Here is an 18,235-nt window from a genome sequence, read left to right as displayed (position 1 = left end):
TTGCAAAGAAAGCCGAGTTCGGTTGGGGTTCAACCGCACTCGCTTGAACGTCCTCTGTGGGCTGTGGTCACGGGGTGTGATGTCAGCGAAGGCGCTCATGCCAGTCCGGGTTACGTCTTGTGGATGAATGACTTAGAACCGATACAAGTTCTAAAGCATTCACTTTTCGCAACGTCCGAGAATTCTATGTGCTGATAAACGTTTACCTTGTGACTCAGATCACAATATTTATACCGTATAAGTTTATTTACAACGCCATTTTTGGTACTAAATTAACAATACAAATATCATTAGCAATGTTTGGTGAAAATTGGCAATTTCGGGGGCGTCAGCACAGCCCCATAGAATTCAAGTTCTCATAACCAACCGTTTATCAACATGCCCACCATCCTGCGCAGCGACCTGACGATTTCGGGCACGTACAAGCTCACAGACAACTTGCAGCTGGCACAAGGTTCCAAGATCACGGTGTTGCCTGGGGCTACGCTGGATTTGGGGGGCTTCAAGCTTCTGAATTTCGGCACGCTGTCGCTGGAGGGCAGTGCCACGGCGTTTGCGGTGATGCAAAACGGCACTTACAGCGCCGAAAACACCACTGGCGCGCTGAACAGCAGCTTTGGCAACCTTAAAGGATTGAGGATCGACTCGTTCCGCTCTGAAAATGCTTCGCTCACCTTGGCCAACTCGCTGGTGCAGGACGCCTCCATGCGCGCTTTGGCGGCCAATGACATCAGCAACAGCATCTTCATCAACAGCCCCATGCACTTGGGGCAAGAGCTGGCCACGTTCAAGCAGGTCACGTTCTTTGATTCGCCGATTTCGGTCTACGCTTGGTCGGCCACGCCAACGGCCAGGCTCAAGATCACCGATTCGAACTTTGTAGGCGCGTCGCCAGTGATCGAGTTGGACTCGTTTTTCCCCGGACCAATGCTCATCCACTCGATCAGCATCAGCGGCTCGTATGTGCGCATTGCGCCGGGCAGTAATTTCGAAGGCATGGTCTATGACGCCACAGACGACCTGTCGGTGGTCAAGGATTTGCTGGCCGCCGACTTTGTGACCAGCCCGGTGACCAACAGCCCCAGCGGCTTCAAGGTGGGCACCTACACGCTGTCGACCAACGCGCTGCTCACTGGCGTGGTGGGCAACAGCACGCCCGTGACGGGCACGGAGCCGCACACGCTGTCGGTGGTGGTGGACAAGGGTGTGCTAGGCCCTGACGCGGTCTTGCTCAAGGACTTGGCCGAAAAAATAACGCTCACCGACGGTGTGGTGACGGGGCGCACTGTGACGTATGGCGCCACCACGTTTGACTATGCGCAGATTGATGCGCTGATCATGACGGTCACGCGGGACGGCAACTTCACCGACGAGTTTCGCCAGGAGATTGCCGATGCCGCGCCAACGGCCACCGCCCTGTCCTACACCGACGCGCTCGCCCTGATGGGCAGCGCCAACATCGACGCGGTGGTGCTGCACGTGGCGGGCACGGACGGTCAGTTTGTGGCCTGATTTAAGGTTGTAGGAGCGGCGCCCTCGCCGCGATTGAGCCCTTGAGTCCACCACCGATCGCGGCGGGGGCGCCGCTCCTACAACAGAAGCGCCCTATCGCAGCGCCCACAAAAAAGCGGCCATCAGGGCCGCTTATTTTTTGACGATACGGTCAATCTGGCGGTCAAGGTCGGGGCGCTGGTCGAGTGTGAAGCCGCGGTGTGTCCAGAGCAGTTGGCCGTCGGGCCCAATCAGGAATGAGCTGGGCATGGTTTTGAGTGCAAAGCGTTTGGCCGATTCGCCCGCTGGGTCAAAGGCCACAGCAAAGGCGGCAGGGTTTTGCTGCAAAAACCGGTCGGCGTCGCGCTGCTGTTTGTCCAGGTTGATGGTGAGCACGGTGAGCTCTGACGGTTTGTAGCGGGCTTGCAGCGTGCCCATCCACGGGAACGAGAGCTTGCACGGCCCGCACCACGAGGCCCAAAAGTCCACATACACATAACGCCCGCGCAGGTCCGCCAGCTGCTGGGCTACGGGGGTGCCTTGCAGCGCAATGTTGGGGGCGGGTTGGCCCACCTCCACGGCGTGCGCACTGTGGGTTACACAGGCGCCTAAGGCGACCAGCGCCAGCAGTGCGGCGCGTGAAAGCCGAGCTAACCGGGCCACCTGAGTCACTGGCGGGCAGGCGGGCTTGACTGGCGCGGGCTTAGATGACGCGGGGTTCAAAGGGGCGTGTCTGAGCAGGTGCATGTTGTTCAGACGAAGGCCAGGCCCGTGAGCTGCAGGCCGGTGAGTTGGATGTTGGCTTCGTTGAGGGGGTGTGTGGCCGCCAAGTTGCCCAGCCAGGCAGGCGAATTGGCAGAAATGAGGTCCACAAACGATTGTTGGGTCTGCGCGTCGGGCAGCACGCCGACCACGTTGCGGTAGAGCAAGTCCACCACAGATTGAGGGCTGGCGTTTTTGCTCAGTGCCACTTCGAGGGCATAGCCCATGAGGGTGGTGGCGTTGTACTGGCCCGAGTCGAGCAGCGACAGGCCAATGCCCACAAAGTCGGGGCGCGCCACGGCTGATGCGCCGAACACGGCGCCCAATATTTTGGCCACGCTGCCTGCGTTGCCGTTCAGGTCCAGCGCGAGTTTTTGGTCGGTAAAGGTCAGGCGCTCTACGTTGGTCAGGCTCACGGTGCCGGTGCCGTCTTGGCGCACCAGGCTGTAGCTGGTGAGGTTGCCAGTGGGTTTGGCTTGCAGCTTGAAGGTGCTGGCTGCGGCGTTCAGGGTCACGGTGTCGATGCCCGCCAAGCCGTCGACCGTGGCCGAGGCGGTGGTGACGCTGAGCAAGTCATTTTGGGCGGTGCCTGTGGTGTTGGGTGTGGGTGCTGGTGGGGCTATGACCGTGGGTAGAAAGTACGTGGCCAAGTCGATCACGTCGCGTTCATCGTTGAACTTGATCGTTTCGACGTTGTAGAGCTTGGCGTTCAAAATGTCGCTGGCCCCAGAGACCGAGTCGACCCAGACGGCCCCGTCGCTGGCTTGGGTGATGGTGTAGGCACTGCGCTCAGACGTACCAAAAGACATGGTGTCCACGCCCGCCAAGCCGTCGTAGGTGAAGGCCATGGGCAAACGCACCACCTCGTAGTCGTTTTTGGGTGTGCCGTAAAAAGTGGTCATGGTGTTGGCGGTTTACTGTGTGGGGGCATCGGCGGTCGCGGGAGGGGCAAAAGGCATTCGCGGCGGGGGCGCCGCTCCCACAGGAGATGCTTTTGTGGGAGCCCCGCCCTCGGGGCGATCGGTGAACAACTGGCCTGTGTGGTCGACGGCGATGAAGGGGTGGCCGCTGCGGTGCAAAAAGGCCAGGCCGTCGGCTTCGAGCAGCATGGCGATGGTGGCGACGCAACCGGCCAGCACGGCCAAGGGGGCGGTCACGCTCACGGTGCGCCAGTGGCTCACGGGCCAGCCGGTGCGTGGGTTGAGCAGGTGGCAGTAGCGCTGGCCGCCCACTTCGATGTAGCGTTCGTAGTCGCCGCTGGTGGCCAGGCCGCCCGTGGTCAGCTGTTGGGTGGCCAGCAGTTGGCCGCGCTCACGCGGGTGCTGGATGCCCATGACCCAAGGCGCACCATCGGGCTTAGGGCCCATGAGGCGCATGTCGCCCCCTAGGTTGACGTAGCCGTGCTGCACGCCTGTTTGCTGCAGCAGCGCGGCGGCGCGGTCGGCGGCATATTCTTTGCCAAAGCCCCCAAAGTCGAGCGCCATGCCTGCGCGGGGCAGGCGAATGCGCGTGCCCTCGCGCTGCACTTGCGCCCAGCCCACCAGGGGCAGCAGCGCGGCCAGTTGCTCGGGGCTAGGCAATTTGGCGGCAGCTGGGCCTTCGCCTTGAACTTCGCCTTGGGTTTTGGTTTGCCCAAAGTTCCAAGCTTGGCGCAGCACGCCCGAGGTGATGTCAAACACCCCGCCGCTTTGCTGGTGCATGTGGTCGGCAAAGTCGAGCAGCGACAGGGTTTCGGCGTCGCAGTCCACCCAGTCGGCGCCCGCTGCGGCGTTGATGCGCGAGACGATGCTGTCAGGCCGGTAGCGAGAAAACGTGCGTTCTACGCGCAGCACTTCGTCGATGCCGGGCTGCGCCAAGCGCTGGGCGTCGGCCAAGGTGGGCGCACTCAGCACCACTTCGCAGGTGCTGGCCATGGCGGCAAAGGGGACGCGGTGGACGGGCATGATGTTCAAAACCAGTGGCTCAAAACCAATGGGTCAGGCCCCACGAAACACTGCGGGCGCTGAAGGGCAGCAAATTGACGCTGCCCTTGCCCATGGCCCAGCGGCCACGCTGTTCGTACTGCTCAATTTTGAAGTCGATGCTGGTGTCGCGGCCCAGCTGGTGGCTGAGCTTCAGGCCCAGGGTGACCGCGCCAAAGGCGGACAAGCGGGTGTCGAGCGATTGGTGGTCCAGGCCCGGGGTGATGCGCGGGCCAAAGGGACTGATGCGGCCGTCGGCTTCGACATAAAACCGCGCCGCGCTTTGGCTGTAGTAGCGCACGATGGTGCTGACTTTCCACTGCTCGCCCAGGGGCTGAATGTGTTCCAGGTCCAAAGTGTGGGCGCGGATTTGCCAGCTGTCTTGAAAGTAGCGGTAGGCCGTGCGCACGGTGGCGCCGGAGTCCTCTAAATGGTGGTTCCAGCGCACTTGCAGGGTTTGGCGGGTGCGCGAGTCGGGGCGTTGGTCCAGCCGTTTGTAGGAGTCCGACAAATAGCCCTGGCTTTGCGACCAGCCCACGTTGATTTGCACCAGGTCGGTGGGGCTGAGCACTTGGGTCACGCCCGCAATCAGGTCAACCGTGTCTTTGGCCTGCGGGCCGGGGGGCAGTTTTTGGATGGGCTTGAGCGGCGTGATGTCGTCTTGCGAGAGCGCCAGGCCCCAGTTCCAGGTGGTGTTTTTGCTGTCGTCAGAGCGTGTGGCGGTGCCGTACACGCTGCGCGAGAGGTAGTCAGCCTCTTTGGAGTGCGATGCACCCAGCGACCAAGTGCCTTGCGGCAGATATCGGGTGACCGATGCATCTGCCGCGCGGCGATTGTCGCGCATGGGGGTGATGGCGGCGTCGTGGTACGCCGGAGACGCGCCCGAGATGCTGTCGGTGATCAGCGTGCCAGACACCGACCATTGGTCGCCCAGCGGCACCAAGGCGCTGAGCGCGGGGGCCCGCACGCGGATGCGGTCGGCGCCGGGCTGGCTGTCCAGGTAATCCAGCACTTTGAGGGCCACATAGCCGCGATCGGGCGCGGTTTCGGCGTGGGCTGAGGGCGTCACAACACTGAGGCCCGGCAAAGCCAGGGCGGCCGACAGCAGCGCGGTTTTGAGGGAAGCGTCAGTTGCAGCCACAGCCGCCCCCGCCCACACCCGAGCCACCCAGCGCAGACTCTTTGCTGCTGTAGGTGTGTTCTTTGAAGAGTTTGTCCAGCGGGTCGGCCTCAAAAGCCATGTCGGGTTTGGCCAGATGGCCTTTTTCCCAGGGCTGCACGGGCGTGATGGACGCACAAGCCGACAGGCCAAGCGCCAGCATCAAGACCCAAGTGGCTTTAAACCGCATAATCCAGGCCCGATTGCATGAGGCCGGTGAGTTGGATGTTGTCAGTGTTGAAAGAAGTGTTGGCCGCCATCCAGGCCAAGCTATTGAGGGTGAAAGCGCCGGTTTTGACCAAACCGACGTAGTGGCTAGACTCAGCGGCAGTAGGTGCGCGACCGATCAGGTTTTTAAACAAGATTTGAACTTCGGCGTCAGCGTTGAGGTTATTGCCCAGCCGAAAATTCAAGGCTGCGTCCATCAGTTTTTCGGGGGTGTAACCTTGGTCCATGTAGCTCATGGCAATGCCGGTCACGTTACGGTTGGTCACAGCCTCTTTGCCAAACACCGCGCCCAACACTTTGGCCACGGTACTACCTTTGGTGCTCATGTCGAGCGCCACAGCGCAGTCGGCAAAAAATACACGGTGGATGTTTTGCAATTCGTCAGCGCCCGAAGAACCGTCAACCGCTTGCATGAGCAAGCGGCCCGTGGGTTCGTCCAATAACAGGCTGTACTCCGAACGCACGGCAGACATTTGCACGACGTTAAAGCCCCCTGCCCCGTCGACCATGTCGTTGCCCTTGCCTGGGCTGAATCGGTTGTTGGCGCTGTTGCCGGTCAGCACGTCGTCGTAGGCAGTGCCCACCACGTCTTCGATCAGGGTGCCGCTGTCGATGTACAGGTTGTTGAGCGCTGCACCGCCCGAGGGGGACACGCCGACCGAGCTGAATGTGCCCGGCGTTAGGTCGACATATGCGCCCTGCGTGAGTTGAGACAAATCGAGCGTGTCGCTGCCTGATGCGTCGCTGAGCGTGGCCAGTTGCCGGCCATGCTGGTCGGTGTAGATGTGCGTGCTGTTCCCAGCCGAGGGGCCAACCGAGCCGGTACCATACAAAGAGCGCAGCGCTTGCAAATCCAGCACGCCGTACCAAGACTGCCACAGCCCGCTGGGGGACTGCGTTTCAGACATCAGGGTGAAGCCGTTGTGGTTCCAGCGAGGGAGCAGCACGGTCTTGACGGCAGGGTCTGACTCGGGGTGCACCAACCCCAGTGCGTGACCAGTTTCATGCAGCAGGGCTTGCCAGCCTTCGCTGCCTTCGGTGAGTTGGACCAGGCTGTCCACGTCCATCCAGACATCACCCGCCAAGTCGCCGTTGGCGGGATTGGCTGTGAAGGCAAAGCCTTTGGTATTGGCTTGCTGATTCGACCCAAAGCGCAACTGACCAAAGGCTGCCGGGGTGTCAGCCACTTCGTTAAAGCGCAGCCCAGTTTCTTGGCTAAGGCGGGAGAGGATGGTGCGCACGGCGGCTTTGTAGCTGGCACTGGCGGCTTCAAAACCTGTGGCACCTGACGCAGCAAAATAAGACGGCGCCACATCCATGAAGCTGTAAGTGAGCGTGACGCCCTGGGCGTTGCGGCTCCAGGCGTCAGCGGGGTTTTGGATCAAGGTGCCCGCACCTAGTTTGGAGAAATCGATCAGGTCGGTGACGTTGATTCGCTGATTTTCACCGTTGCTCCAAAACTGAAGTACCTCAACATTTTTGATACTGACTGCGTAACCGTTTTGAGAGACTGTGATCTCGCGAGCGTCGAGAGACACCTGAATTTGCATTTCTGACTTGGATGGACCAAAAGTCACAGCATCAAAACCGTCGGCCAAATCAATCAGCGCTGTGCCGGGAGACCTAAAACCATTGATCCAGACATGATCCTCTTTACTGGAGCCAATGACACGATCACCGTTGTGCCCAGAAGTATGGATGTTGCGGACATCGACCAATTTATCTGTTGTTCCCCAGCCATCCTTGGCAACACCAGTGGCCAGGTTGATATCGATCGCACTGGGGGAATCCCAATAGAGCGCAGCACACCAATTACCACCCGTCTTGTCAATGATGGTGTCGTTGCCCGCTCCCCCTTTCACATTAGAGCCCGAAAGCAACGTGACTGTGTCGTTACCCGCCAGCCCAAAAATGTCCACCCATTGACCGTCTTTGGTGTTTGTGTAGTTATCGTCTTTATCGGTCAGAACCACTTCAGCCATGCATCACCCCGACCGTTTTCTGGCTGAAGTTTTTCAGGTTGGGTAAGACAGTGTCGAACGCGTTGGTGGGCAAACCTAACCAAGTCAACAAGTCGGCCGCCACTTGGTCAGATGACCATTGCGGCACAAAGTAACCGCGCTTGCCGTCGTGCGCATCGTCTGTGCCACCCAGCACAGGGCTGGGGAATTTTTGTCCATACAACTTGCCACCACTCACCCCTTGGCCCATGACCATCCAGTGACCACCCCAAGCGTGGTCAGAGCCATTGCCCGAGGCTGGGTCAACGGTGCGGTTGAATTCGCTCATGACGAGGACCGCCACTTCGTTGGACATGCCAGCGGCGCTCATGGCTTGGTCAAAAGCGGCCATGGCTTTGGCCAACTGGGCCAACTGCGAATCCAGGTCCATGTTGCCAGCGTCGATGGTGGTGTTGCGCTGGTTGGCGTGGGTGTCAAAATTACCCCACTGCGTGTGGTAAATCTGCCGCGAAGAGCCCGCCGATTTGTAGTACGGCAATATTTTGGCAATGAACTTCAAGCGCTCATCGATTTCGCTGTTGCCAAAGTTGCCCTTGGGTTCTGCAGCCACGCCTTCGGCAATGGCGATCTCTTGCGCATCTGAAAACGCACCTTTAAAAGTTCGAGCGTATTCCGCCTCGACATGGTTGGTCGATTGCAAGCGACCTAGCGAAGCCAATGTCTGCGTCCAGTGGTTTCCGGGGCTAGTCAGGTCGGCAGAGCCCATCCATTTGGAGCCACCCGAGTTGGCCAAAATTACTCGACTGCGTTGGCCGAGCACCACTGTTTTGTCGTTGGAGTTCACCGCCAACAAAGGTGCTTTCATGGTGCGATTGGTGTTCAGACTTTCAATGGCACGGCCACCCCAGCCGCTGGCGTCTTCGTCTCCCATCCAGCCTTGTAGAAACTGGGTTTGCTCGGGATGCGAATACAAAAATGGTGGCAAAGTAGCGCGGCCGTTCAGCACTTCAGCGACGGTGGTGGGCTTGACCAGAGCCCCAGCATTGACCACAAAGGCCAAGCGCTGGCTGTTGAACAATGGCAACAGATTGGCCATGGCGCTGTTCAAGCCCATGTTGTGGCCCAAATGGCTACCCAAGCTGGTGATTTGGCTCTTTGCAAGGCCAATGCCCGGACGGGCTTTGGCGTAGTCAGCAAAACCACCGTCCAGCGGCACCAAGATGTCATTGCTGTCGCAGCCGCCGTTCAAGTGCACGACCACCAACGCTTTGTAACCAGATGGCGCAGCAGAGTGGCCGTTGACCGAATACAGGCCCAAGGTGGAGCCCAAAGCCCCAATACCCAAACGAGAGGCTTGCCGCAAAAAGTGTCTACGGTTAGTCATTTCACCACTCCAAAAGTCGGTGTACTGATGAGAATTTGCAGCAACTCAGTGAACTTGCGCTGCGGCGTTTGGTTAGCCAAGTCTTGGGACAAGAGGTTTTTGGCACCCAGGCGCAAGGGTGCAGGCAAGGCTCCTTTGAAGAAGCGCTCGTTGATGAGAGCAATCAAGGCCTCATCTGAAGTCGCGGCGGCATTGATGAACAAGTCCACCTCGCAGCCTGCTTGGGTAAAGTCGGTTTTCACTTCCATGCGATTTGTCAGATCGCTGGCCTTTCGACGTAATTCATCGGCGGTTATTAACTTTTGCTCTGGTGCAGGCACCAATGATTCCGGGGCGGTGTGACCCGGGGAAAAATACCCAAACACACTCGGGGCAAAATAAGCCTGCTGGGTCCAAGCCTCATAAACCCTGTCGGAGTGCCAGTTTTTACTGTCGGCCACCGCCTGGGTGCAGCCCATGGCACGGAGCAAGTTGGTGTGCGCCAAAACAGGCTCTTTCATTTTGCCGTTTCGGGCAATTTGTTGGGTAGGGTCATCGCCAGCACGCGCTTCGGGGTCAAGCAAGATGGCTTTAACCACTTGTGCCAAGTCGCCACGCGAGCTGGAAAACACGGCCGAAATGCGGCCTAAATAGGCAGGCGATGGGTTGCTGCTGACCATGTTTTGAATCAATCGACGTGAAACAAATGGTGCGGTGTTGGGATGGTTCACCAAAATGTGAATGAGTGAGTCCAAGTCTTGCGAGGCCGATTGCCCACCTGAAATGGCACTGCCCAACACACTCTTGCTGGAACTGTCATGCGCACCTTGCCAGGTTTCGGCAATCATGGGTTTGCCGTAATTGGAGCGATTGGTTTGTGGCAAAAATGGATTGGAATCGTTGTTCCAACCTGACAAGGCTTTGGTGGCCTGAATCACGTCTTGCTGGGTGTAGGTCTCGAGAGCTTTGCCCGTCGCATCGCGCTGCACCGATCCGTCGGGGTTGAGTTTGACCAAACCCACCGTGAACAGTTGCATGAGTTCGCGTGCATAGTTTTCGTTAGGGCGGTCGGCTCGGTTCTGGTTGTTGTTCAAAAACTCGCCCATCAACGGGTTGAGGGTGACGTTGCGAATCAAGTCCGAAAAACTCCCCAAGGCACCCCGCTGTAAGGTGTTGTAATACTCGACCTTGCCGTAAGCATATCCAGCGCTTCCCACCACAATAAAGTTATACAAGGCCCAAGCCGCTCTTTGCCGCAGTTGGTCTGGGCCACCTAAAGTATGGTCATAAAACGTTTTGGGGAAGAATGCCCATGCCTTATCTCTGATGACCCGATCGGTGTCATCGTAATCAATGACATAGCTCGGAGCCACTGCAACGGACACCGCAGTTTTGAACTGCTGGTCGATCCAGCCCGACATCCCCAAGCGCTGCACTTCTTGCACGCTTTGCGGTGTAGGCCCCCAAGAGGCCTGCTCTAAAAAACGTGCCGCGGCGTAGGCCGACACATTGGTGGGCGAAGGCGTGGTGACGGTCACCTGCCCCGTCGAGTTGAGAAAACCACCACCACCGGGGTCACCACTGCAGGCGGCCAGCAGGGCCACGCCACTGGAGACAAAAAATATTCGCAAGGCTTTCACGCGCATCTCCGAGGGCTTTAATTGTTACTTTTGTTATTTTAGTAACAAAGACAGTTTTGCGTTGCCTTGCATAGCCCCCCCATCGCGACGAGGGCTTCGCTCCCACGCAGGGAGGGACTCACCTTCACTTGCCAAAGGGAGAAATAGCGGCGTCTTCTGACTTTGTTTTGCTCTGAAGCTCCAAGAACGCTTTGAAGGGATCTGCGCCAGGTTTCACTGTCGCTGTCACGTTGCCATGAACGATCTGTACCGGTTGGCTGTTTGGGGATGGCAGCGCTTGTGCTGCCCCATTTTGTTGCTGTTTGATCAACGCTTCTTTGAATGGATCTCGGCCAAGGTTTTGATCTTGGCCAGCCGCTACATCAAGGTCAGTTGCTCGGGGCGTACTCACAACGACTTGACCGGGTTGACTGCCCCAAAAAAAAGTGCAACCGATCACGAAGACCGTTATGATCGCGATAAACATAAAAAATGTCGGCTTTATTTTTTTAATCATTTCGGAAGTTAAATTGTGAACTTTATGAGTTTTAAAACTTTAAAATTGATTTCGCTGCTTTTGTTGGCGATTGTCGGAATTCTAAAGCCCGCTGCTGCTGAGCCCAACCCCTCAGGACTGACTGGCCAATACAGTTGCGTCATTAACAGACAACATGCCCCCTTCAGTACAAATTTGAATGGTGCTGGTGGGGTTGGGGTCATGATTACGGGTTTTTTTGATTACACCAAGAACTCAGGATCCATGATCATTACTGGGGTGAATAATTTCGGCACCAAAAGTGTAAATTCCGAGCAGGAATCTGTCGATTTCACATTCACAGAAACCAAACACCCAACTGTAGCCAATACATTCAATTTGACTGTAAAACTACCTGGAAACGAAATCGCAAATTTTATCCATATGCCAGTTAATGGAAAAAATACTTTAATGGTAACCTCTTCAGATAATAAATCCAGCAAAGCACCTTGGAATGGCATTTGTCAAAAAATTTAATTTAATATCTTCAAATTAAAATTTATATGTTAAAAAAAATAATCATCACTCTTTTGCTCAGCATCTCCTCTGTTGCTTGGGCAGCAGACACATACAACTCAGCAACCAATGAGCTAACCATTAATAGCGTGTTGTATGACAATAAGATATACACCAATGTGATAATTAAGGTTGGCTCTTATGTTCAAATCAATGGCGGCGCTCCAAATGGCTCGATGGATATTTACAATTCGGAAACCCAGAGACTTTTCATCCCCTCTGTCATTTCCAATGGTTTGACATACACCAATGTGGTAGTGTCTGTCGGCCGAATTCTCTTTGTTGGGGGTATAACTCCATTTGATGGCACAACCACAGATCCGGTCACGGCCAATTCCTCATCGGTTTTGGTAACCTCCTTCATTTCCATTAATTAATACAAAATGCATTGGTCTTTCTAAGCCGCAACGAGAAGCATCATCGAATGATTGCCAAAAATTTCATCTTCATTTTTTTGATAACCAGCTTTACATGCTTGCTCGTCAATGCCCAGCCCATCACAACCTTGACTGGCCAATATGGGTGTATGGCGAATAGAAATTTTGGCGGATACGATCTTGCCTTGATTCAGGGCACCGATGATGGCAGCATCACAGGTTCAAATTTCATGATGTACATTGATTTTACAAATAAATCAATGGAATTTAATGTTGTCGGCAGTAAAACCTGGGGTGTATCGAAAATCATCAAAGGGGAAATAGCTTTCACCAATGGGAAGATCTCTGTTGAAAATGGACCACTGACCAATAGCTTTCTCATAAAATCAACAACATCAACGCCCAAACAATCTTATTTATTGACTTTCAATCTAATGCCCGTCAACGGTGGCGCTACGCTTCTTTTGCAGTCGGGCACGTCAGGAAATGGTGATAGCACTCCTATCGCAGGGGCATGCAACAAAATTTAGGAATCGATGCATGAACTTCATTTCAGTGATTAGATTTATCCTCCTGATATCCATTGCTCTTTTGGGTGCAAGTGCGCACGCTCTGCTGGCACTCCCTACAACAGGCACTTGCGGCTTTCTCATCACAGAGCCGGTGCCTTATGGCATGACCGATGTCGACAGAATGGGTGAAACAGGCTACAACTTCATGGGGGTCATTGTTTTCAATAACGCATCCTCCGCCACCTTAAATGGTGTTTACATGAATGCGGTTTACTCCAGCCAGAATAGTCCTCAGTTGAGAACCCCTGCTTATTTGAACAATGCCGCTGTCAGCATTGCACCCCTGACCGCCAGCAACGGCTTTTTAGGGGGTTACAGACTGGTTGTGACCGGCCAAGCGGTGATGGCCAATAAAACCACATCCAAAGCCACATTGAATATCAATGCCCTACCTGTCAACGGTGGCAAAAGTATTCTGCTTCAGTTTGCAGACGGGACACAGCCCGGCTCTGGTGTTTGTCAAATGCAATAACTACTTCAAAAAATGAAAAAATATATCATTGCCAGCTTGTTTTCCTTGGTCGCAACCTCTTTTGCAGCGCCCCCTGTTCTAACGGGTAAATGTGGCGGTGTTTTACAGATGCAGCGAAAACTTTTTACGAGTAAAGAGTACGATGGAAAAACTGCAGATGCAATGATTTATCTTGATTTTGACACCAATACATTCTCATTGCAGGCGAATCAAATATCACTACCAAGCAACTTTCCCAGTGGTGAAACTCAGTATGTATTCAGGGAGTCTAAAAGTGCGCCCATGAAAATTTCAGCCGGGAAAATGCCCAACACTTACCGCGTTGAGATCCCGAATTTCGACGCCATCATGTACATAATGAGTGTGAACTCTGGCAATAGCTTTTTGGTACAGGGTTACAATGACCACATCAGTGGCGTTTGTCAAAAAATTTAACGCATAAGCCCAAACTCCTTTGAACTTAGAAAACCACCCCATGTTAATTTTCAAAAAATTTCGTCAAACCATTAGCCTTTTTGCGGGCATTAGCATGTTGGCCATGGGCTCTTTCAGTTCGACCATGGTCAACGCTCAGTCCTCTTATTCGGCACCCACCGGCACATTTACTTGCTTGATCAATGCTAATTACAGTGGCTATACCAACAAAACCTCAAAAGGCTCGGACCCCCAGGCTGTGAATGCTTTTTTGGTCATCACCTTCAGCTCTACAGCTCCCTATACGGGCCAACTGGTGGCTTCGGTCACCAATAACGTGGCTGATTTTGAAAAAGCCAATCCAATAACGACGACCACAACTTCTTTACCTTCCCCAGTGGCTTTTAAGTTGACACAAATAACTGCAGCCAAAAATATTTACTTGATGAAATCGGACACAGACGGTGATACGCCAACCTATATAGCGGTTGTGAACAGTGGAAATAGCATTTTATTCATGAGCTCCCCTCCTGATAACAGAGTACACAACGGTGTCTGTCAAAAAGTTTAAGAATAAACGATCGGTATTTGCTTTTCCCGCCTCTAGAGCACTCGACAATTGCCGTGAGAGAACCGCAAAGCGGACTCAAAGACGCTTCATCACCATCCAGCAAACAATTTGTACAACTCGCCCATGTAGCTTTCTTTGTATGAGAAGACGAGCATGATGCGCTGCTTCTTGGGGCTAATTGCAATGCGCTGCCCAAACGCACCGTTCAGATAAATGGCCTCACTGTTCTCATCGTTCTGTGTCCAGAACTGGTAACCGTAGCCTTTGAACGATCTGCCGATCCAATGATCGTCCGGCATCGTGTTGCCCGTGTTTTTAATTTGCGTTTGGGTTGCTGCCTTCATGTAGTTTGTAAAGCAGTCATTTTGTGAGGATGAAATCGTTTCAAGGATTTTCAGTGCAACTCTTGCCCAGTCGAGTGCCGTGCCGTGGAACCCGGCTGCCGTGTGAATGACATCCAATTTGTCATGTACCCAATAACCTTTATTCTCAGCGCCGGCATCTTGCCAGACGTCTTTTTCGAAAATGTGGGCGAAGGATCGCTCTCCTACCGTAGGAAACAAAAACGCCAGAGACTGTGAGTCGAGGTTTTTGTAAGAAAACTCTTCACCCGCTTTGACCACAGAACCATCTGGTTTGAGTTGATGGTCTTTGAATTTTCGAACTTGATTCAAGGTACTGGCGTAAATGAAGGGATCGTAAGGATTGCCCAGCCCCGCCTTATATGGTGAGCCACCGCTGAAAACGGATCCACGCACAGCTCCACTCGCCATCATCAACAGTTGTTTGATAGTGGCCTCGCCATAAGCCGTGCCATCCAAGACCGGCACCACCTCTTTCATCGTCGCATCAAGATTTTTCAAGTCACCAGCACAGTGCGCCTTGCCCACCACCATGCTGGTCAAGCTCTTGCTCATGGAATAACTCAGCAGCGGTGTTTTTTCGGTCACCTCGGGGTGGTATCGCTCATGAATGATCTCTCCTTTTTCGATGAGGATCATGGCCACCGCAGGGTTTCGGTCAAACACAGCGTCGGCTTTTCGAACGAAGGATCGCTCAAAGAAGCCCAAATTAGTTCGTCTCTTGAGAGTAACTGGGGTTGCCGCTGGTTGGATTTCTTTGAGCTGTCTGAACTTCGAGAGGGCATCCACACAGTCCAGCTTGTCACAGACAAGCGACATTGACGAAGGTTGCATCACCTCGGGTGAAATGACCAATTGCGCCGCATGGCCCTGAAAGGCCATCACAATAAAAAGTGGCAAAAGTAAAGTCTTCAACATCAGGGGCCGATCAGTTTGTTCGAAACCAGTAGAAATTGCGGTTGATGTCACTTGGATGGAACAACGACTTCTGGCCCGAACCGTCAAATTTGCCCCTGACCACGATATGGCCTCAAGTTTGGTCTGCTGGTGCCGATACAAAAAAGCATATTATCGTTAGAAGTCGCAAAAACTATAACCAATTAGGCATTGCGCTCTTTCAAGTCGGCCACTTCGGGGTCGGTAATTCGCATGTCTCAGAGACAAATCACACATATCTGAAGGAAAAGTCATGGCTCAAATCAATCGCGGCGTTAAGTTTGACTCCAACAGTACCACGCCCGTCTTGGCCTCTGTGGCCAGCTTGTCCAACGCAAGCTCACCCAACTTGGACTTTTTGGCGGGTAACAGTGGTGCAGCTGTCTGGACCATGACACCTGCCTTGCGACAGGCCCCGGGTGTGGTCATGCTGATCGAGGGCAACAAGCTGGACATCGGCATTGAATACGACAGCGGCAACCAAGTCAGGTTGATTGCCCAAACCGCCACGAGCATGTTTGTGTCCAATTGGGTGGCAGCAGGCGCCGAACACACATTTGGTGTGAGCTACCAAACACCACAAACCATGGCCACATCGACCTTGGTACTGTCCGTAGACGGGAACAACAAAAAAGAAATCGGTGTCAACTTATCAGCCGATTCGGCCGGTTCCGTGAACCGAAACATATTGCCAGGTGGCAATTTTGATGGTTTGCTGTCCCAGGTGGCTGTGTTCAACGACGCCTTGAGCGACACTGAAATCAAGGCCATGACAGGTGATGCCGGCTACTTGGTCAGTGCATTGTCCAAAGTTGCGCCGTCATCAACGGTTTCTGGCGTCACCAACACGCCCACCTTGAGTGCGGGTTCGACCACAGCCGCCTCCAAAATTAACTTGACGGGCACCTACAACGTCGGGGACACGGTCAGCATCACTTACAAGGGTTTGACCGCCAGCTATACCTTGGTTGCCGCAGACAAGCCCACCGGCACTACAGATCCGATGATGCGCACTGTGCTGACCAACAAACTGGCAGCCGCGATAAGCACCAAATTCACCATCGGCACTTACACGATCACAAAAGACACTACTGGGCCGCACTTCATTCAATTTCAAGAAAATGCGGCGACCACAGCACCGCAGCCCCTGATCACGTTCACCAACGCGTCCAACTTCCGTGAATCTGCACTTGATGTGTATGCGAATTTGGGTGTCAGCACGCTGGGTTACTCCACGACGACAGGTGACACATTGGGTACGCTCAAAGTCGTGACCGGCAATACGGGTGATTTGCTGAGCTTTTACGATGCAGCGGGATTCACATCAGGCACCACCCCTAAATTAACCCCTGCTGCAGAAAATGGGTCTGTCACAGCAGCGCCAGAAGTCACCGTCTTGCAAAGCTTGCCGACCAGTGGGCCATTTTTTGCAGAACTGAGCAGCTACACACCAGGCGCCAATGCCGGTGACGGCGGCGTTGCCAAGTACCAAATTTTCATCGACCCCGCGCAAGACACTGTGACCCCCAATTCGGTCAAAAGCATGGGCTTGACGGTGCAGCTGGATGCAGCCGCGGGCACGCTGAGCAACTTGGCGTCTCTTGCACCCCAAAGCCTGAACCCGATCACCAACATCAACAAAGTAGGCAACGCCGCCACAATGCAGTGGTTCACCCAGAACGCGACAGGTCTGACGGATTACAAACAAGCCGTTGCCGAAGTCACTGTTCAGCTGCCCACGCCGCCCGCCGGTCAGCAGCCTTCGCCCAGCATCAACCTGACGTTCAGCGAAATGTCGTTGGATGGCAAAAACTTTACTTCAGCCACTGGGCCTGTGCCTTTGTCCACCATAGAGACTGTGCAGTCGCAGGTGTTCAGCGTGACAGGGAGCGTCAAGCAATACACCAGCGATGCCAATGGTGCAAACGGCGCTGCAACCACATTTGGCCCCAACAGCGGCGCCATCAAAGGCGCGTCGGTGGTTTACCAGGTGTATGACGATGCATCCAAAGCCCCAGCCAAATTGACGGTGCAGATGCCCACACAGCCTGGCGCAAAAGCTTTCACCACACCCACTGCGCCTGATGGCGATCTAAAAATCAACTTGAGCATTCAGAAACCGTCCACCTTGACGGGCGTCACTGGCTACAGCATGGTGCTGGAGTTGCCAAGCAATAACGTGGCTGCTTCCTTCGCACCCTTGGTCAATGCCACCGCTTTTGCTGCGCCCACCGTCAAAGTGGAAGGTCGCATGTTGACCATCAGCGGCACGTTTGCGGCGACCTCTGCGTCAGACACCGACTTTGCATTGGGCACCATCAGCCTCAAGCTTAGCAATATGTATGGCAAAACCGAATCGGTTGGCTTCAATAGCGTCAACTTCGTCACAAGCGCTGGCAATGCACCTGCCGCTGGCCGCGACGTAGCGTTTGGCGTCATTCAAACCGATGCCAATGGTCAGTACCGCATTGACAATTTGCCCAAAGGGCAAATTTTCCCGATGGTCGTCGACACAGTCGACAAACAAGCCTTGGTGGGCAGCAGCCCCTTGATTACGACCGAAGATGCCTACAAGGTGTTGCTGATGGCAGCTGGCCGCAAAAACGGCGCCAATGATTGGCTGCCTTCTGACTTCATTGCGGCCGACTACAACCGCGATGGCGTCGTGACCGCCGAAGACGCCCTGAACTTGCTCAACTATTCAGTGAGCGCCAACAAGGCAGCACCGGCCATGGCGTTCTTTGGTTATGACAACAACACAGTTGGCATGAACAAAAGCAGTGTCGGTACGCCTACCCTGGACAACACCTACACCTACCAAGACTTGACAGCCGATGCGGCGCAATCGACTTTCGATGGCACAGGCCGTGGTCCGGTGATGGACTTTGTGGGCGTCTTGATTGGTGACGTAGCGCATTAAGCACCTTGACCCGACA

Annotated in this window: 17 protein-coding genes; 7 read left to right on the top strand and 10 right to left on the bottom strand. The window is 54.7% G+C overall.

Annotated features, from left to right (window positions below; translation table 11 throughout):
* Positions 1 to 378 precede the first annotated feature (378 nt).
* Complete coding sequence (locus SWE17_RS13125; protein WP_322993539.1) at positions 379 to 1,512, top strand: hypothetical protein; 1,134 nt, start codon at positions 379 to 381, stop codon at positions 1,510 to 1,512.
* Between the two features lie 132 nt (positions 1,513 to 1,644).
* Here the strand turns inward: SWE17_RS13125 and SWE17_RS13120 are convergent, their stop codons facing one another.
* The 9 genes from SWE17_RS13120 to SWE17_RS13080 all read right to left on the bottom strand — a co-directional run bounded on the left by SWE17_RS13120 (position 1,645) and on the right by SWE17_RS13080 (position 11,061).
* Complete coding sequence (locus tag SWE17_RS13120; protein WP_322993538.1) at positions 1,645 to 2,238, bottom strand: TlpA disulfide reductase family protein; 594 nt, start codon at positions 2,236 to 2,238, stop codon at positions 1,645 to 1,647.
* 5 nt (positions 2,239 to 2,243) lie between these two features.
* Positions 2,244 to 3,155 (bottom strand): hypothetical protein, encoded by a 912-nt coding sequence (locus tag SWE17_RS13115; RefSeq protein ID WP_322993537.1) that lies wholly within the window; start codon positions 3,153 to 3,155, stop codon positions 2,244 to 2,246.
* A gap of 12 nt (positions 3,156 to 3,167) precedes the next feature.
* Positions 3,168 to 4,196: an FAD:protein FMN transferase gene (locus SWE17_RS13110; RefSeq protein WP_322993536.1), complete on the bottom strand. Its 1,029-nt coding sequence runs from the start codon at positions 4,194 to 4,196 to the stop codon at positions 3,168 to 3,170.
* Positions 4,197 to 4,215: 19 nt separating this feature from the next.
* Positions 4,216 to 5,355, bottom strand: a complete 1,140-nt coding sequence (locus SWE17_RS13105) for a DUF3570 domain-containing protein (protein ID WP_322993535.1) — start codon at positions 5,353 to 5,355, stop codon at positions 4,216 to 4,218.
* A complete protein-coding gene (locus tag SWE17_RS13100; RefSeq protein ID WP_322993534.1) occupies positions 5,342 to 5,563 on the bottom strand; it encodes a DUF4266 domain-containing protein in 222 nt (73 codons plus the stop codon). The genes SWE17_RS13105 and SWE17_RS13100 overlap by 14 nt, the downstream gene beginning before the upstream one ends.
* Positions 5,553 to 7,583, bottom strand: a complete 2,031-nt coding sequence (locus tag SWE17_RS13095; protein WP_322993533.1) for a M10 family metallopeptidase — start codon at positions 7,581 to 7,583, stop codon at positions 5,553 to 5,555. The genes SWE17_RS13100 and SWE17_RS13095 overlap by 11 nt, the downstream gene beginning before the upstream one ends.
* On the bottom strand, positions 7,576 to 8,946 hold the full coding sequence (locus tag SWE17_RS13090; RefSeq protein WP_322993532.1) for a DUF1501 domain-containing protein: 1,371 nt from the start codon (positions 8,944 to 8,946) through the stop codon (positions 7,576 to 7,578). The genes SWE17_RS13095 and SWE17_RS13090 overlap by 8 nt, the downstream gene beginning before the upstream one ends.
* The gene (locus SWE17_RS13085) at positions 8,943 to 10,565 is read right to left on the bottom strand and encodes a DUF1800 domain-containing protein (protein WP_322993531.1); all 1,623 of its coding nucleotides are present in this window, start codon (positions 10,563 to 10,565) and stop codon (positions 8,943 to 8,945) included. The genes SWE17_RS13090 and SWE17_RS13085 overlap by 4 nt, the downstream gene beginning before the upstream one ends.
* Before the next feature lie 124 nt (positions 10,566 to 10,689).
* A complete protein-coding gene (locus SWE17_RS13080) occupies positions 10,690 to 11,061 on the bottom strand; it encodes a hypothetical protein (protein WP_322993530.1) in 372 nt (123 codons plus the stop codon).
* Positions 11,062 to 11,076: 15 nt separating this feature from the next.
* On the opposite strand from SWE17_RS13080, the gene SWE17_RS13075 reads away from it, so the two are divergent.
* From SWE17_RS13075 to SWE17_RS13055, 5 genes are all read left to right on the top strand, one after another.
* Positions 11,077 to 11,556 carry a hypothetical protein gene (locus SWE17_RS13075; RefSeq protein ID WP_322993529.1) on the top strand — a complete coding sequence of 160 codons (480 nt, stop codon included), beginning with the start codon at positions 11,077 to 11,079 and terminating at the stop codon, positions 11,554 to 11,556.
* A gap of 463 nt (positions 11,557 to 12,019) precedes the next feature.
* Positions 12,020 to 12,502, top strand: coding sequence for a hypothetical protein (locus SWE17_RS13070; protein ID WP_322993528.1), 483 nt, complete (start codon positions 12,020 to 12,022; stop codon positions 12,500 to 12,502).
* 10 nt (positions 12,503 to 12,512) lie between these two features.
* A complete protein-coding gene (locus tag SWE17_RS13065) occupies positions 12,513 to 13,016 on the top strand; it encodes a hypothetical protein (RefSeq protein WP_322993527.1) in 504 nt (167 codons plus the stop codon).
* A 12-nt stretch (positions 13,017 to 13,028) separates the two neighbouring features.
* Positions 13,029 to 13,451 (top strand): hypothetical protein, encoded by a 423-nt coding sequence (locus tag SWE17_RS13060; protein ID WP_322993526.1) that lies wholly within the window; start codon positions 13,029 to 13,031, stop codon positions 13,449 to 13,451.
* A 40-nt stretch (positions 13,452 to 13,491) separates the two neighbouring features.
* A complete protein-coding gene (locus tag SWE17_RS13055) occupies positions 13,492 to 14,001 on the top strand; it encodes a hypothetical protein (RefSeq protein ID WP_322993525.1) in 510 nt (169 codons plus the stop codon).
* Positions 14,002 to 14,090: 89 nt separating this feature from the next.
* Here SWE17_RS13055 and SWE17_RS13050 read toward each other — a convergent pair whose 3' ends face one another.
* Entirely contained in the window at positions 14,091 to 15,281 is a 1,191-nt protein-coding gene (locus SWE17_RS13050) for a serine hydrolase domain-containing protein (protein ID WP_322993524.1), read from the bottom strand.
* Positions 15,282 to 15,552: 271 nt separating this feature from the next.
* Between SWE17_RS13050 and SWE17_RS13045 the strand changes: the two genes are divergently transcribed.
* Positions 15,553 to 18,219: a hypothetical protein gene (locus tag SWE17_RS13045; RefSeq protein ID WP_322993523.1), complete on the top strand. Its 2,667-nt coding sequence runs from the start codon at positions 15,553 to 15,555 to the stop codon at positions 18,217 to 18,219.
* Positions 18,220 to 18,235: the final 16 nt, after the last annotated feature.

Source organism: Limnohabitans sp. (assembly GCF_034680285.1).
In the GTDB taxonomy this organism is placed as follows: Bacteria; Pseudomonadota; Gammaproteobacteria; order Burkholderiales; family Burkholderiaceae_C; genus Limnohabitans_A.
Note: the sequence above shows the minus strand (reverse complement) of the source record. Positions and strands in the feature narration are given on the sequence as shown.